The organism is Actinopolymorpha pittospori (genome assembly GCF_014873875.1).
GTDB classification, from domain to species: domain Bacteria; phylum Actinomycetota; class Actinomycetes; order Propionibacteriales; family Actinopolymorphaceae; genus Actinopolymorpha; species Actinopolymorpha pittospori.
In genome coordinates this window covers 1,721,947-1,736,579 of the sequence record NZ_JADBEM010000001.1, presented here as the reverse complement: position 1 = coordinate 1,736,579, position 14,633 = coordinate 1,721,947, and the positions used below count along the sequence as shown (strand labels likewise).

Genomic DNA, 14,633 nt, shown 5'->3' with positions numbered 1-14,633 from the left:
TCATCTCCGTATGACCGAACGCGCCCATACGATCACTACTCGCGGGGCAGATGATCTTCACGGCCGCGCACACCGCCGTGGAGTTGGACTCACACCGGGGTGGTCCAGGTCCACCCCATGACGGCAACCACACGACGTGGTTCGGGCCGCCAGCACCTGACACCCGTTTCGCGTGTCACCACATCCGGGCTACCTCACCAGGCACTCGATCCTGCGTGGAGACGTTCAGACCAAGGGGGACTGATGAAACCGTCGCGCATGCCGGCATCCACCGGATCGCAGGAGACCGGTGTGGTCGCGAACGCCGGAATGCACCCGGAGGACGCCGAGCGAGTCCTGGCGATGCTCGACCTCGTGCGGGCGAGCACGGCGGCGCATGCCTTCGCCGTGGTGTTGCCGCCGTCGGGCGCGGACGTCGTGCAGGCACTGGCCCGGCACTGTCGCTTCGCCCACGGCGCCCTGCTGGTCTTCCCCGAAGACCACGACGCTGTGCTGTCCTTCCTGGGGACGCTGGACGTCACCGCGGACGGCCGCAAGTCCAGCGTCGTCGTCCGCGACCGGCTCGCGCGACGACTGCACATGCCGGCCGGTGAACTCGAGGTCGGGATCCTGCACTGCGCCACGACCTGCGCCGACGGGCGCCAGCGGGAGCTGGAGCTGTTCGTTCTCGAACGGCAGGCCATGCGGGGCGTGAGCGGCCTCGACCAGCTCGTCGCCTCCGAACGCCTGCACTGGCACGAGACTCACCTGGCGTTCGAGCTGTGGGCCTGCGACGAGGTGGTGTTGCGCGGTGTCTACGACACCCTCGTCGGCACGGGCGGGATGAGCCCCGACGGCGGGGGCTACAACCAGCACCTGAACGTCACCGTCCTCTACTTCGCCGCGGAGGGGCGGACGTCGCAGGGCTGGCCGCGCAGGCTCGAGCTGACCGTCCCCGGTGAGCACGGCGCGATCCTGGCGGCCCACCTCGGCCGCCCGGAGCTGGTGCCCGACCGACCCGCCCGCGACCTGCTGCGGCTCATGACCGGGGCGTGGCGGACCCAGGCCGTCGCCGCGTTCGCCGAACTCGGCGTGGCCGACCACCTTCTCGACGGGCTCACCTCGACCACCGAGCTGGCCGCCGCGACCGGGACCGAAGCGGACAACCTGAGCCGGTTGATGCGTTACCTCGCGAGCGAAGGTGTCCTCACCCAGGACCAGGACGGTTCCTACGCCCTGACCGAGGTGGGTGAGCTGCTGGCCGGGGGTGTCAACGGTTCCTTGCGCGACCTTGCTCTCCTGTACGGCGGGGCGTTCTACCACTCCTTCGAGGCGCTGGCACACACGATCCGTACCGGTGAGAGTGCCTTCCTGAAGATGTTCGGTGAGGCGCCGTTCGACTACTTCGCCCACCATCCCGACCACGCCCGGCTCTTCGAGCGCGGGATGGCCGCGGGCAGCAGCTTCCTCACCGCCGTTCCCGCCGCCCTGGACCTCACCACGGTGCGCGTCGTCGTCGACGTGGCCGGCGCCAACGGGCGGCTGCTCAGCGAGATCCTGCGGGCCGCGCCCGGCGCGCGGGGGGTGCTGTTCGACCGGCCCCACGTCATCGAGGCCGCGCCGGAGGTCCTGGCCGGGCTCGGCTGCGCCGACCGCTGCGACCTCGTAGCCGGCGACTTCTTCGCCGACCCGGTTCCCTCCGGTGCGGACCTCTACCTGTTGTCGCGGATCCTGCACGACTGGGACGACGACAGGTGTGCGGTGATCCTTGCGAACATCCGGGCCGGGATCACCCCCGGCACGAGACTCGCCGTGGTGGAGCGGCCGGTGCCCGCCACCGACTCCGACTCCCTCGCGTTCTCCTACGACGTGCACATGATGGTGAACAACCTGGGTGGGCGGGAGCGCACCGTCGCGGAGTATCGCGCCCTGCTCCACGCGGCCGGCTTCGAGTTGGACGCGGAGCATCCGCTCCCGTTGGACATGGCGGTGCTCCTCGCCCGGGCGGTCTGACCGAACGCCGTCATCGAACGCCGGTGTCGAACGCCGTCACCAGACGTCGACGAGGGCCTCCGCGACCTGGCCGAACCGGACCTCCCCCGCCGTGAGGTCCACGCCGATCCGGGCCCGGACGACCCTGCCGTTCGGGCCGGTTTGGCCGGCATCGTCGGGTGGTTGGACGGCGAAGGTCACGGTCGCCTCCTGCCCGGGGCCGAGGTGGAGGGTTCGACGCGGCTCCTCGACGCTCCACTGGTAGGGAACGACGAGCTCCAGCGTCACCTGCTCCGCGCGCGGGAGTGGATTGCGGACGAGGACGGAGTAGACGGTGGATCTGCGGGGTCTGATCCGCGACCGGTACGGCGTGATGCGGATGCCGAGCCCGAACCGGCCCAGCTCCACCTGGTCCAGCGGAAGAAGTTCGCGGTGCAGCTCGGCGAGACGGTGTCCCTCGGCCAGCAACATGTCGAGGTAGGCGCTGTCGACCCAGCGGGGCGCCCAGTGCCCACTGATCATCAGGTCCGGGGCGAGCTTGCGGTAGAGCTGTGCGCTGCGGACGTAGTCGTCGGGGTGGAAGCCGTTGCGGTACTGGAAGTTGAGGACCTCGCGGCGTTCACCCTCGACCCAGCCGCCGTCCTGTTGGTCGCCGGTGACCACGACCCGCCGGCCATCGACCACCACCTCGATCGCCGTGGCGTACAACGTGTGTCCGGGCAGGTCGTACGTCGTCAACTCGTACTCCCGCCAGCGCACCGCCCGGCCCGGCGGGAGTATCCGGTCGACGGGGATCGGGTCGTACCACAGGCAGGGCAGGTCGTGGGAGCGTGGGCTCTCGAGCACCGGGGTGACGTTGGCCGCGGACCACACCTGTGTCCCCTCGGCGTCGCGGAGCAGGTTGAGGCCGGCCACGTGATCGTCGTGGTAGTGCGTGGGGATCGCAACCTCGACCTTGTCCACTCCGTGGTCGCGGCGAAGTGAGCGCAGGGAGGCGAGCAGCGGCCGCCGTGCGCCCCGGTCACTGCTCGTCCACGCGAGCGTCGTGCCGTCGTAGCCGAAGTCGAAGAACAGCGCGGTGCCGTTCTCGGACAGCAGGGCGTAGGTCTGGGCGAAGCTGATCCGGCTGCGCAGCAGGTGCGGTGTGATGACCTCCCACACGTCGCCCCGGTGTGCGTCGGGGTCCCAGGGCGTGCCGAGCCGCATCGTGGCGAGGCTGGTGAGGCGTTCGGTGAGCAGGCCGAGAGCGGCGGGTGGGTCGGTGATCGGGTCACCGTGGGAGGGCAGGACGACGTCCGGCTCCTCGTCAAGCAGTGATTGACAGGAGTGGACGGTGGCGCTGATTCCCTCCACCCCGGTGTAGGTCCACTGCGTCGCGGCGAGGGACCAGACCTTGCCCGCGCCGTAGACGAGGTCGCCGGTGAAGGCGTACCTGCGGTCGTCGACGGTGACCAGGTAGCTGACCGAGCCGACCGTGTGTCCGGGCGTCGGCAGGGTGAAGACCTCGATGCCTGCGTACTCGCGGGTCTGGTACTCCGCCACCGTGCCGACGCTGCTGACGGGTTCGAGCAGGGAGAAGCGGTCCTCGCGCAGGTTGTAGTCGTTGTCGATCTGCCTGCCACGCCAGTGCTGGTCGACGCCGGCGATCAGGTCGACCTCGACCGGCGGCACCGAGAGGCCGACACCGAGCCGCTGCGGGGCCGCACCGACTCCCTGCACCTGGTCGCGGTGGTGGTGGGTGACCAGGATGCCGCTGACCCGGCTCACCCCGATGTCCTTCAGGTGGGGCACGACCGCCCCGCTGCCGTAGTCGATCAGGACGGCCCGGTCGCCGTTGCGGATGACGTAGACGTTGCACGTATCGCTGAAGCAGAAGACGTTCTCGCTGATCTGGCGCATCCGATCTCCCCTCCGTCTTGCGCTCGCTGGCGCGCTCCCCCGACTATTGCCTGCGTGATCGACTCCGGAGCCCGTCAACTGCCTTTCCCGGTCGACGAAGACAGTGACACGGAGGTGCCGCCAGCGGGTGTCGACGCGGACCGCCGACTCACCCTGTGGGTGTCGAGCAGCGCGTGGGTACGCCGGATGTCAACGGATGACCGGGAGCAGGTTACCGCCGCCGTCGCGGCGGCGCTCGGTGAGGAAAGCCGGTTCTGGGAGCGCGCCGAACGCTCGCTCGTCCTCAGCGCGGCGGTGCTCACTCCGCTGGGTGTGTGCCTGGCGGCGGCGTTCGCACAGTGGCGGCTGGACCTGTTCCGGTGGGAACTCGGCCTGAGCTGGCGGACCTTCGTCGGTCCGTTGCTGGAGCTGCTCGCCGTGGTGGCCGCCGCGGTCGTCGTCGCCGTCCTCGCCCGGCCGTCCTTCCTGGACTCACCGGCCTCGGCGTGGACGGACAGCCTGGAGATCCCGGAGGTGCACGGCAACCTCCGGCGGGTCGCGACCTGGCTGCTGCGGGCCCTCGCCGCGGCCGGGATCACGGCGGTACTCGTCCTGCTGGCCGACCAGGTGCTCTACGGCGGCTTCGTCGACGTCCTCCTGTGCGCGTTCGTCGACACCGTGGCCGCGGTTGTCGGAGGGCTCGCGGCCTGGCTGCTGGTCGTGGTGGCCGGGCCTTCCTGGCTGGGTACGCGGGACCCGCGGGCCCAGCTCGTCGCCGACCTGACCCGGTTGTTGGGCATCGCGGCCTACGACGGGAGGGAGCTCTCCGACCTCGAGGACGCCATCGCCATCCAGCTCGGATCCCACGTCTACTGGCGGCGCGACCGGAAGTCGAGGCGCACGTACGCCGTCATGTTCGGTGCGGCCGCCGGCCGGGTCGAGCGTGGCCTGCCCCGGCTCGTGCCACGTTCGCAACGCCTCGCGCGGCAGCGGTTGACGGCGACCGCGGCCCGGATCGCCACCACGCTGCGCGTGCACGGGCATCAGGTCGCGCTGGGCGGCCTGGACAGCGACGACCGGCTGTCCGAGGCGCTCGCGGACGGGCTGCGGTCTGCCGCCTGGGGTCGGTGGGAGACGCTCGCGGTCGCCGAGGCGCCGTCCGCGCTGCGGCGGCTGGCGCAGCGGTTCGCCGCCCGGACGCTGGTCGCGGTGGCCGTGGCCGTGGTCGCGCTGGCGCTCCCGTGGTGGCTACCCGGACTCGCCGCGTCCGTCCCGGAGTTGCGGCCCGTCCTGCTCGTGGTCGCCGTGATCGTCGCGACCGGTGCGCCACGGATGGCCTACGAACGCGCGGTCGAGGTGCTCGCCCACCGCTCCCTGTCCGGGTAGTGCCACGAAAGCGCTCGGTAGTGGAATGCGCGGGCACCGTCTGCGCTGCACAATCTGGAAATATCGACTGAGTTGACTGGCAGAGTCGACCGCCAGGGTCGACCTCGCAGGGCTGACCAGCAGGCTTCGACCGGCAGGAAGGACGCGCGTGATGCGGACGACGACGCTCGGCAAGAACGGCCCGCAGGTGGGCCGGATCGGCCTGGGCTGCATGGGAATGTCCTGGGGGTACGACGAGGCCGGACGTGACGACGCCACCTCGATCGAGGTGATCCAGCGCGCCCTCGACCTGGGCGCGACGCTGATCGACACCGCCGACGCCTACGGCCCGTACTCCAACGAGCAGCTCGTCGGACGCGCGCTGCGCGGCCGGCGGGAGCAGGCCGTCCTCGCCACCAAGGTGGGGCTGGTCCCCGACGGCGCCCGGCAACTGCACCGCAACGCCCGACCCGAATACATCCGAGGCGCCATCGAGGGCAGCCTCGCCCGGCTCGGCGTCGACCACGTCGACCTCTACCAGCTGCACCGCGTCGACCCGGCCGTGCCACTGGCCGAGAGCTGGGGTGCCCTCGCCGAACTCGTCACCGCCGGCAAGGTTCGCGCGATCGGCCTGTCCGAAGCGACCCTGGAGGAGATCAAGGAGGCGGACGCGATCCACCCCGTGGCGAGCGTGCAGTCCGAGCTCTCGCTGTGGACCCGGGAACAGCTCGCCGAGGTCATCCCCTACACCGAGGAACGCGGCATCGCCTTCCTGCCGTTCGCACCGCTGGGCCGCGGCTTCCTCACCGGCCGGCTCCAGGCGAGCCAGCTGAGCGGCGACGACATGCGCACCAAGATGCCGAGGTTCCAGGGTGAGGCATTCGACGCCAACCAGGCGATCGTGGCGAAGGTCCGCGAGGTGGCCGAACGCGTCGGTGCCACGCCCGGACAGGTCGCGCTGGCCTGGACGGTGTCCCAGGGCGAGTACGTCGTACCCATCCCGGGCACCAAGCGGCTCGCCTATCTCGAGGAGAACTCCGCCGCCGGTGACCTGGTGCTCCCAGCCGACGCCCTGGCGGAGCTGGACGCCATGCCCGCGCCGGTCGGTGACCGGTACGGCGCGGCGATGGGTGCCGCGGCCGCCGGACCCCGCTGACGCGCCGCGCCTGCGTAAGAGCGTTGCCCTGGGAGCAACGGTGCCCTGGGAGCGTTGCCGAAGGAGCGCTGCCCAGGAGAGAGAACAGAACAGCGGCGTTCCGCGCCAGGGATCCTGACGCGGAACGCCGCTTTCGAGCTCCTCACCAACGGGCGATGAGGTCGTGCCGGGGTGTCAAGGTGAACTTGCGTGGATGGATGACATCGATGCCCCCCGCCAGGCCTCGATGTACGTCGTAAAGGTCGTTGGAACGGACGGGTCAGCAGTAGACCCAGTAGTTGGATCCGGCCCAGTAGTTGAGTTCGCCCCAGGTCTGCCCTCCGACGATCCCGTCCACCCCGATGCCGGTGCAGGACTGGAGCGTCCTGACCGCGCTCCGGGTCGCTGGGCCAAAGTAGCCGTCCACCGTGACCTTGGTGTAGTAGAGCGAAGCGTTCAACTCGCACTGCAGCTGCTTCACGGCGACCTTGTACGTGCTGGGGGCATACGACAACGTGGGCTGGGAGCCCGTGTACGTGCAGCGCCCTGGGATGATGGCGGCCTGGGCGGGTGCCATGGTCGCCGCGCCGATTCCGGCGGTGGCCAGGATCGCCAGCATCAGTGCGATGACGCCGCGGGTGAGTCGCTGCGCGATCGCCCTTGGTCTGTTGGGCATTGTTCCTCCCGGATGAGGGGAACCACGTCGAGCCGGGAGCCGAACCTGGTGACGTCGGCTCGTCGACGGTGCACGTGGATTCCCGGGTGGTATGTCGCTCTCATCCAAGTGGGTCGGCTTCGTGCTGTCGTTGGCCTGAAGCGCCTACCTCGTTGACGTTGGGTGCCACGATCCCAACAGGACCTGGTGGCGATACTCGCCCGGCGGAACGCCGTAGGTCGCGCGGAACGTCCGGCTGAAGCTCGCCGCGTCGGTGAAACCCCACCGGGCGGCGAGTTCGTGCACCGGCGTCAGATGGAGCGCCGGCTCCGCCAGGTCGCTCCGGCATCTGTCAAGGCGTTGTTGCCGGATCCACGCGCTCACCGTGCGCCCGTGCCGCCGGAACAGCCGGTGCAGGCCCCGCACGGAGATGTGGTGCGCGGCGGCGACCATGCCGGGGGAGAGTCCCGGGTCACCCAGGTGTTCCTGGACGAAGGCCTGGATCTCCAGGAACAACGCGTTCTGCTGGCTCGGCGCCGGCACCGACTCCTCCGCCTCGAGGTGATGGGCCAGCAGCGCGGTGACCAGGTCGACCAGGACCGTACCCAGCCGCGGCCCGTCGCCGGGCAGGTGACCCGCGGAAGAGGCGGTCACCTGGTCGAGGAAGCCGGCCAGCAGCGCGCCGACCCCCTCGCGTCCGGACAACGGCACCGCCAACAGTCCTTCCACCCGCTCCGGAGGGAGCGGCACCAGGGACTGGGGCACCAGCGCCAGAACAGAGCAGGCCGGCTCCGGACCGTCGGCGAACGCCTGCGCGTCGAAGGGCAGGGACGTGGAGTAGACGACCAGGTCACGCTCGCCCACCAGTGCCTGGCGCCCCACCTGTTCGACGCCCTGGTGCCCGCGCTGGACGAGTGTGACCGCGTACGACTCCGGATCGGACTGCCGGATCAGCCGGGGCGTCCGCCTCGCCCGCATCGGCGTACACCTCATGGTGGAGACCTGCTGCGCGCCCAACTCCATCGCTCGCAGCACCGCCCGGAACTCACCATCCCGCGCGTCCGTGGCCTGGTCGGTGGCGAACATGGTCGGCGCGCGCATGCGGGACGCCAACATCAAGGCGTGGTAGGCGTCCAACCGGTCCGATGGTGGTAGCTGCGCACTGTCGAAGACTTCCCGCATCTCTCGCCCTCCCCGTACGGCGACGACACTGGGTTCATCAGATGAGTATCGCCATGGAGACTACGCGTCCTACCTGGGAAGGCTTTCTGGGAAGGCAACGTCAGCCGAGGTCGGCGAGAACCTCCGCGAGCCGGGCCGGTTCGGACAGCATCGGCCAGTGACCGGTCGGCAGTTCGGCGTAGGTCCACTCCTTGCCCGCGAAGCCACTGAAGAACGGATGTCCCTGCGCGACCATCGCCCGCACCTGCTCCAGCGGGAACATGCAGGTGACCAGCGTGTGCGGCAGTGCGTCGCGACGCGGGTCCCCGGACAGGCGCAGCGGTTGGGCGTTCGCGCCGAGCGGTTGCGGCACCGCGTGCGCCGTGAACAGCGCCCGCGCCGTCTCGTCGAGACCGGCGTACGTCGGATCGTCGGAGGCGAGGTCCGCCGCGGTCGGCGCGGGTTCGAGCCAGCCGTCCTCCTGCTCCTTCATCCGCTGGAGCGTGGCGTCGCGCCCCTCCGGGCCGAGCATGTCGAGTTGGGACGCGTCGGGAAGCGGGCCACTCTCGACGTAGACCACGCGGGCGAGCCGGTCGGGGATCCGGTCGGCCACGCCGGTGACCGGGAAGCCGCCGTAGCTGTGCCCGACGAGGATGACGTCCCGCAGGTCGGCGTACTCGATCGTGTGCACGATGTCGGTGATGTGGGTGTCGAGGTCGACCTCGCGGGACGCGAGATGCACCCGGTCGCCGAGTCCGGTGAGGGTGACCGGGTGTACGTCGTGGCCGGCCGCGCGCAGCCGGTTCGTGACGTCGGTCCAGGCCCAGGCGCCGAGCCAGTTGCCCGCGACGAGTACGTAGGTGGCCATGCGAGGAGTCCTTCCGCTGGGGTGGGCGGGTCCTTCTCTGCTCGGCCCCGAGTCCGGTGCCGGCCCGCTCGTGGACGACACTAGAAGCTAATCCGGACCGTTTCCGCCCGCATTGAACGGCATTCTTGAACTCGTGCCCGACGACGACAGCCAGCACCCGACCACCCGCATCCTGGCGCTGCTCGAGCTCCTCCAGGCCCACCACCGGATGAGTGGTGCCGAACTCGCCAACCGCCTCGGCGTCGATCCGCGGACGGTCCGCCGCTACGCCACTCGGCTCGCGGAGTTCGGCGTGCCCGTGGAGGCGGAACGCGGACGCTACGGCGGTTATCGGCTGCGGCCGGGATACAAGCTGCCGCCGCTGATGTTCACCGACGACGAGGCGACCGCCGTGGTGCTCGGCCTGGTCGCCAGTCGTGGGGTCGGCCTGGTGACGTCCACGACGGCGAGTGCGACCGAGAGCGCGCTGGCGAAGATCGCCCGGGTGTTGCCGGTGGCGGTACGAGAACGCGTGGACGCGGTGCAGGAGACGCTGGGCCTCACCGGTTCGGCCCGCGACGCCCGGGCGCCGCGGACGGCTGTGGTCCTCGGGCTCGCCTCGGCCGCGCAGCGGGGTCGGCGGGTGCGGATCGGCTACGAGTCCAGGCAGGGCGAGCGGACCGAACGGGACCTCGACCCCTACGGGCTCGTCGTCGACCGTGGCCGCTGGTACGTCACGGGCCACGACCACCGGCGCGCCGAGGTGCGGACGTTCCGCGTGGACCGGATCTCCACTCTGGAGTCGCTGCCGGAGACCTTCGAACCACCCGGCGACTTCGACGCGGTGGCCTCGGTGAGCCGGTCCCTGGCCCAGGTGCCGTGGGCGCACGAGGTGGAGTTCGTGCTGCGGGCGCCGCTTGCCGACGTACGCCGGCGGATCCCGGCCACGATGGCGACGCTCACCGAGGTGGATGGCGGCGTCCTCGTGACGCTTCGCGCCGAGCGACTCGACGGGGTCGCGCTGATGCTCGCGGGCCTGGGCTGGCGGTTCGAGATCCGCCGGCCCGAGGAGCTGCGCGAGCACGTCCGCTCACTCGCCGACGCCCTCCACGCCGACGCCATGGCCCATCCGTCCCCATGAGCACGGAACAGCGCCCGCGAGTCCGAGGCTGCCCTCGCGACCACGAACGGGCCCGCCAAGGAGACGAGCCCGTTCAGGTGGTGCGATGGTGCGATCCTGCGCTCAGGGCAGGTCGAACTCGCCTGCCTTCACACCCGTCAGGAACGCCGACCATGCGGCTGTCGGGACGGTGAGCGTCCCGCCTTCGCGGTCCTTGGTGTCGCGGACTCTGACGAGGCCTGGTGTGAGGCCGACCTCGACGCAGTTCCCGCCGTTACCGCTGTGTCTGGACTTCTTCCATTCGCTGACCTGCATGGACATGGGCTCCCTCCAGTGGCCTGGCTCGCCATGGGCTCGACGTGGCGTCGGTGAAGACGGCTCGTCGGCTGCCACCGCAGGGTGCACGCGGATTGTTTCCGAGTACAGCGAACGACAAGAACGGGCCCGTCGAAGACGAGCCCGTTCCGCAGGTGCTGGAGGTTACGACAGGTCGAACTCGCCTGCCTTCACACCAGTCAGGAACGCGGACCACGCAGCGTTCGGGACGGCGAGCGTCCCGCCCTCACGGTCCTTGGTGTCGCGGACACCGACGAGGCCTGGCACCTGGCCGACCTCGACGCAGTTCCCGCCTCCATTGCTGTAGCTGGACTTCTTCCAGCCGCTAAACTGAACGATCACGAGATCCTCCTAGTTAATCTCGTCAGCCACCTTCGCGATGAAAGCCGCGCTGTCTGTCGGGGACAGTGCGGCTTCGCGAAGGCGTGCCCACAGGGTTTCATACGGGTCGATCTGATTCTCCGCAGTGAGTACCAAATCGGACGTCACAGTATCCACCGCGGCGATGACAGGATCGTTCGCATCGCGGTACGTGTACAGCGAAAATGGTGAGCGCGGCACGGTGTGCGCCTCGATCTCGGCGTCCACGGGTAGCACTTGGAGTGTCGTCGACGCTCCCAACTCGGTGAGACGACGTAGTTGGGCGGCCCGCACCTGCGCCGGAGCGGTTGGTCGCCGAACCACAACCTCGTCGAGGATGACCTCATAGCTGGGACCACCCGGCCGGCGCAGCATTCGCTGCCGGCCAGCACGTGCTCGGCTGACCGAGTCGGGGGTCGCGGGGGCCGTCCCCAACGTCAGGTCATCGGTCACCGCGATGGTTCGGGTGAACTCCTCGGTCTGCAGGAGGCCGGGCACGATCGTCTGCTGGTACTCACGGATCGTGGCCGCACCCGCCTCGAGATCGGCGTACAACGCCTGCCGGTTGTCGATGTCACTTCCGTCCCACCAGCCCCGTTCGGCGGCCTCACGCGCAATAGTGACGAGCCTCGTCCACTGCTCCCCATCCGTAACGCCCAGAGCATCAAGGATCTTGAGGACGTCGTCGAGACGAGGGCGGATGTGCCCGTTCTCGAGACGACTGATCTTTGCTGCCGACTCACCGGTCGCCTTGGCGAGTCGTGCGTGCGTGAACTTGGCCGACTCCCTCAGTGCGATGAGTTCGCGGGCTAGGCGGAGACGCCGGACATACGGACTGATCACGTTCGGAACGTCCCTTCAGTAACCGCATGATTCGGAACTGGATGAGCATTACAAGCGAATCGCTCACTAACCGTAACCAACTCTTTCCCCCCATGTCACGCAAATGCTTGCGTCGCTCCCTTAAGGATGCCAGTGTGACATTCACGATGTAGCTGCATCATTCATAACGGGATGGTCCGAAAGAGATCATCACCCGTTTAGTTGAAGGGTTCACCACCTCAACGGGGAGGCTCGGCCGTGACCATCAACGACGCACTAGGGGCTGTGGAGGCGCGGCTAGCCGCGCGGCGAGACACGAGTGAGACGTACGCCCGCAAGCTCAAAGACCGCCTCGACGGCTTGTACGAGACGAAGGTCTACGAACTCGGGGACACCTGGGCCGTGCAGGTCCGCTATCCGCAGGACCGTACGACCTGGCTCACGATCAGGTGTGTCATGTACGACGACAAACCGCACTGGGAATGGTCCCGCTGGCTGCGTTCGATCGCGGACGGGGACGACCTCGAGGCGGTCGTCGTCTACCTGCGCAGGCTGTTCGCCGGACAACTCACCTGATGCGGGCCCGCGCGTGGAAAGCGCTGGAGTTCCTGGTGGCCGCGGCCTTTGGCCTCGTCTACGCCGCGGCGGTGTTTGGCCGTTGAGCAGTGCCTGGGTGGTGCGCAAGCAGCGCATCTACGGTCGTCTCGCGTATCTGGAGAACGCTGTCGTCGAGGGTGGACTTCACCCACGAAAGGACTGGGAACTCCGCGAGCGCATCCTGCAGAACCTCGAACGCCTGCCCCGCCGCGAGGCCGACGTCTGGCTCGCCGAGCATCGGCACGCCCGCGAGTTCATCGAGGCGCAGCCACCGCCCCAGGCCCCGTAGACCGTTTCTCACCACGAACGGGCCGCCCGCGCAGCCGGGCGGTCCTGCCCGGATGTCCCGGCCGCCAACGACGTCGGCCGGGTCATCCGCTCCCAAGACGGGCGGGAGTCCGGCGCACTATTCGACGCCGATATGGGTATGTCGCACCTGTAAGCGCCGATTCGCGCTGCTGGAGCGATCTGCTCCGCGAGTGGGCCCGGGCGCCGCGGAGGAGTGCCCGGGCCCACTCGAGCGGTCGAACCGGCTCACGGGGATCTCGACGGCTCGCGGAGGCTTCGATGGTTCGCCGGGATCTCGACGGTTCACGGGGGTGGACTCATGCACGGACCACGCGTGCTGGCGGGGGCGGCCGTCCTCATCGGGCTTGTCGGTGGCGGGGCCGGCGCCGTCGTCGCCTTCGTGCCACCGGATCTGGCCGCGGACTCGTCGCCGGCGGACCAGTGCGACAGGCCGTTGTGGGAACGCGTCGGTGGCTGGGTCTGTTACGACCCTCCCGCGCCGGATCCGACCGCCACGCCGACTACGCCCATCGAACCGGCTCCCACGCGGGCTGGCGCCCCGGACTGACCCGTGATCGCGGGCAAGGGGGCCTACGAGTGGGGCGCGGAAGGCGAGTCGCCGGTTGACGCCCGCACGTAGCATCGACGCTGTAAGCGTGTAATCGCAGCAAGTCGATGCTGTGCGGCCTGAGCCTGGAGGGCGCCCGATGGATCCCTATTCGGAGATCGTGACCCGGGTCGCCGACGAGCTGATCCCACGGGTGGCGAGCCTGACCGTGCCGCACCAGACCTCCTGGGGTGGCCGCGGCGAGAGCGCCGGTTCGGCCGTCGTCTTCACCGACGACGGCTACCTCCTCACCAACGGCCACGTGGTCGGCCCGGCGAGCAGCGGGACGGCGGCGTTCGCCGACGGGACGGAGGCTCCGTTCGACGTGATCGGGACCGACCCGCTGTCCGACCTCGCCGTGCTGCGCGTACGGCGCGGCGTGCCCGGACCCGCCCGGCTCGGTGACGCCGACGCGCTGCGGGTCGGCCAGCTCGTGGTCGCGGTCGGCAATCCGCTCGGCCTGGCCGGCTCGATCACCGCCGGTGTGGTGAGCGCCCTCGGCCGGTCGATGCCCGCGCGGGACGGCCGTACCGTCCGGCTGATCGAGGACGTCATCCAGACCGACGCGGCCCTCAACCCGGGCAACTCCGGTGGCGCCCTCGCGACCGCCGACGGCGAGGTCGTCGGGATCAACACCGCGGTCGCCGGGGTCGGCGTCGGGCTCGCCGTGCCGCTGAACTCCACCACCCGGCGGATCGTCGGCGAACTCCTGCAGCAGGGCCGGGTACGCCGCGCCTATCTCGGCCTGGTCAGTACGCCCGCCCCCGTACCCACCCAGTTGGCCGAACGGCTCGGCCACCCACGGGCGCTCCGCGTGGTCGAGGTGGTCCCGGGCAGCCCCGCCGCGATGGCCGGCCTGCGTCCGGGTGACTTACTGCTGGCGGCCGGCGGGCATCCGACGCGGGGGGCGCAGGACCTGCAGCGGCTGATGTTCGCCGACGCCATCGGCCGCTCGGTGGAGCTGACGGTGCTCCGCAACGGCGCGATGGTCGACGTCGTCGCCGTACCGTCCGAACTCACCGCCTCGAGCGGCTGACCCCCCGCCCGCCGCAGGTCGGCGGGAGGGCTCAGCCCTGCTGGGCTTTGCGGTTCGTCCGTCCCGTCTGCCCCGTTCGGTTCCGCGCGCCGCGGCGGAGTTCGGTGCCGAGGGCGTCGAGGCGCTGGCTCCAGAAGCCGCGGTAGCGGTCGAGCCACGCGTCCACCTCCTGCAGCGGGGTGGCGTCCACGGAGTACAGCCGTCTGGTGCCTTCGGCGCGCACCGTCGCGAAGCCGTTCTCGCGGAGCACCCGGAGGTGCTGGGAGACCGCCGGCTGGCTGATCCCGAACTCTTCTCGCACGGTCTCCACGATCGATCCCGCGGTCTGTTCGCCGTCGGCGAGCAGGTCGAGGATGCGCCGGCGTACGGGGTCACCGAGAACGTCGAAGGCGTGCATGTCCTCGATTGTTCGGAGCGTTTGAATATAAGTCAATTCTGATAGGTGGACGCCCGTC

16 protein-coding genes are annotated in these 14,633 nt (G+C 69.8%); 8 read left to right on the top strand and 8 right to left on the bottom strand.

Going from position 1 to position 14,633, the window contains the following annotated elements:
• The first annotated feature begins 243 nt into the window (after window positions 1-243).
• Window positions 244-1,992, top strand: a complete 1,749-nt coding sequence (locus tag HEB94_RS08235; RefSeq protein WP_192749348.1) for a methyltransferase — start codon at window positions 244-246, stop codon at window positions 1,990-1,992.
• A 36-nt stretch (window positions 1,993-2,028) separates the two neighbouring features.
• Here HEB94_RS08235 and HEB94_RS08230 read toward each other — a convergent pair whose 3' ends face one another.
• Window positions 2,029-3,870 (bottom strand): MBL fold metallo-hydrolase, encoded by a 1,842-nt coding sequence (locus tag HEB94_RS08230; protein ID WP_192749347.1) that lies wholly within the window; start codon window positions 3,868-3,870, stop codon window positions 2,029-2,031.
• A 54-nt stretch (window positions 3,871-3,924) separates the two neighbouring features.
• Between HEB94_RS08230 and HEB94_RS08225 the strand changes: the two genes are divergently transcribed.
• Both HEB94_RS08225 and HEB94_RS08220 read left to right on the top strand, forming a co-directional pair.
• On the top strand, window positions 3,925-5,235 hold the full coding sequence (locus tag HEB94_RS08225; RefSeq protein WP_192749346.1) for a hypothetical protein: 1,311 nt from the start codon (window positions 3,925-3,927) through the stop codon (window positions 5,233-5,235).
• Between the two features lie 151 nt (window positions 5,236-5,386).
• Window positions 5,387-6,370 (top strand): aldo/keto reductase, encoded by a 984-nt coding sequence (locus HEB94_RS08220; RefSeq protein ID WP_192749345.1) that lies wholly within the window; start codon window positions 5,387-5,389, stop codon window positions 6,368-6,370.
• 259 nt (window positions 6,371-6,629) lie between these two features.
• On the opposite strand, the gene HEB94_RS08215 is transcribed toward HEB94_RS08220, so the two are convergent.
• From HEB94_RS08215 to HEB94_RS08205, 3 genes are all read right to left on the bottom strand, one after another.
• The gene (locus tag HEB94_RS08215; protein ID WP_192749344.1) at window positions 6,630-7,025 is read right to left on the bottom strand and encodes a peptidoglycan-binding domain-containing protein; all 396 of its coding nucleotides are present in this window, start codon (window positions 7,023-7,025) and stop codon (window positions 6,630-6,632) included.
• Between the two features lie 144 nt (window positions 7,026-7,169).
• Window positions 7,170-8,186: a helix-turn-helix domain-containing protein gene (locus HEB94_RS08210; RefSeq protein ID WP_192749343.1), complete on the bottom strand. Its 1,017-nt coding sequence runs from the start codon at window positions 8,184-8,186 to the stop codon at window positions 7,170-7,172.
• Between the two features lie 100 nt (window positions 8,187-8,286).
• Window positions 8,287-9,033 carry an alpha/beta fold hydrolase gene (locus tag HEB94_RS08205; RefSeq protein WP_192749342.1) on the bottom strand — a complete coding sequence of 249 codons (747 nt, stop codon included), beginning with the start codon at window positions 9,031-9,033 and terminating at the stop codon, window positions 8,287-8,289.
• A gap of 133 nt (window positions 9,034-9,166) precedes the next feature.
• Between HEB94_RS08205 and HEB94_RS08200 the strand changes: the two genes are divergently transcribed.
• Window positions 9,167-10,153, top strand: a complete 987-nt coding sequence (locus HEB94_RS08200; protein WP_192749341.1) for a WYL domain-containing protein — start codon at window positions 9,167-9,169, stop codon at window positions 10,151-10,153.
• 102 nt (window positions 10,154-10,255) lie between these two features.
• Here HEB94_RS08200 and HEB94_RS08195 read toward each other — a convergent pair whose 3' ends face one another.
• From HEB94_RS08195 to HEB94_RS08185, 3 genes are all read right to left on the bottom strand, one after another.
• A complete protein-coding gene (locus HEB94_RS08195) occupies window positions 10,256-10,453 on the bottom strand; it encodes a DUF397 domain-containing protein (RefSeq protein WP_192749340.1) in 198 nt (65 codons plus the stop codon).
• Window positions 10,454-10,612: 159 nt separating this feature from the next.
• Window positions 10,613-10,810, bottom strand: a complete 198-nt coding sequence (locus HEB94_RS08190; RefSeq protein ID WP_337917518.1) for a DUF397 domain-containing protein — start codon at window positions 10,808-10,810, stop codon at window positions 10,613-10,615.
• Between the two features lie 9 nt (window positions 10,811-10,819).
• On the bottom strand, window positions 10,820-11,671 hold the full coding sequence (locus HEB94_RS08185) for a helix-turn-helix domain-containing protein (protein WP_192749339.1): 852 nt from the start codon (window positions 11,669-11,671) through the stop codon (window positions 10,820-10,822).
• A gap of 237 nt (window positions 11,672-11,908) precedes the next feature.
• Here HEB94_RS08185 and HEB94_RS08180 point away from each other — a divergent pair, with 237 nt between their 5' ends.
• From HEB94_RS08180 to HEB94_RS08165, 4 genes are all read left to right on the top strand, one after another.
• The gene (locus tag HEB94_RS08180) at window positions 11,909-12,226 is read left to right on the top strand and encodes a hypothetical protein (RefSeq protein WP_192749338.1); all 318 of its coding nucleotides are present in this window, start codon (window positions 11,909-11,911) and stop codon (window positions 12,224-12,226) included.
• Between the two features lie 82 nt (window positions 12,227-12,308).
• Complete coding sequence (locus tag HEB94_RS08175) at window positions 12,309-12,536, top strand: hypothetical protein (protein ID WP_192749337.1); 228 nt, start codon at window positions 12,309-12,311, stop codon at window positions 12,534-12,536.
• 318 nt (window positions 12,537-12,854) lie between these two features.
• The gene (locus HEB94_RS08170) at window positions 12,855-13,103 is read left to right on the top strand and encodes a hypothetical protein (RefSeq protein ID WP_192749336.1); all 249 of its coding nucleotides are present in this window, start codon (window positions 12,855-12,857) and stop codon (window positions 13,101-13,103) included.
• 139 nt (window positions 13,104-13,242) lie between these two features.
• Window positions 13,243-14,178, top strand: coding sequence for a S1C family serine protease (locus tag HEB94_RS08165; protein ID WP_192749335.1), 936 nt, complete (start codon window positions 13,243-13,245; stop codon window positions 14,176-14,178).
• A gap of 31 nt (window positions 14,179-14,209) precedes the next feature.
• Here HEB94_RS08165 and HEB94_RS08160 read toward each other — a convergent pair whose 3' ends face one another.
• Window positions 14,210-14,575 carry an ArsR/SmtB family transcription factor gene (locus tag HEB94_RS08160; protein WP_192749334.1) on the bottom strand — a complete coding sequence of 122 codons (366 nt, stop codon included), beginning with the start codon at window positions 14,573-14,575 and terminating at the stop codon, window positions 14,210-14,212.
• Between the last annotated feature and the right edge of the window lie 58 nt (window positions 14,576-14,633).

Coding starts and splice junctions, on each gene's coding strand:
- HEB94_RS08160 (WP_192749334.1), bottom strand. CDS start 14,575: ATGCACGCCTTCGACGTTCTCGGTGACCCCGTACGCCGGCGCATCCTC.
- HEB94_RS08235 (WP_192749348.1), top strand. CDS start 244: ATGAAACCGTCGCGCATGCCGGCATCCACCGGATCGCAGGAGACCGGT.
- HEB94_RS08170 (WP_192749336.1), top strand. CDS start 12,855: ATGCACGGACCACGCGTGCTGGCGGGGGCGGCCGTCCTCATCGGGCTT.
- HEB94_RS08165 (WP_192749335.1), top strand. CDS start 13,243: ATGGATCCCTATTCGGAGATCGTGACCCGGGTCGCCGACGAGCTGATC.
- HEB94_RS08195 (WP_192749340.1), bottom strand. CDS start 10,453: ATGTCCATGCAGGTCAGCGAATGGAAGAAGTCCAGACACAGCGGTAAC.
- HEB94_RS08220 (WP_192749345.1), top strand. CDS start 5,387: ATGCGGACGACGACGCTCGGCAAGAACGGCCCGCAGGTGGGCCGGATC.
- HEB94_RS08205 (WP_192749342.1), bottom strand. CDS start 9,033: ATGGCCACCTACGTACTCGTCGCGGGCAACTGGCTCGGCGCCTGGGCC.
- HEB94_RS08215 (WP_192749344.1), bottom strand. CDS start 7,025: ATGCCCAACAGACCAAGGGCGATCGCGCAGCGACTCACCCGCGGCGTC.
- HEB94_RS08210 (WP_192749343.1), bottom strand. CDS start 8,186: ATGCGGGAAGTCTTCGACAGTGCGCAGCTACCACCATCGGACCGGTTG.
- HEB94_RS08230 (WP_192749347.1), bottom strand. CDS start 3,870: ATGCGCCAGATCAGCGAGAACGTCTTCTGCTTCAGCGATACGTGCAAC.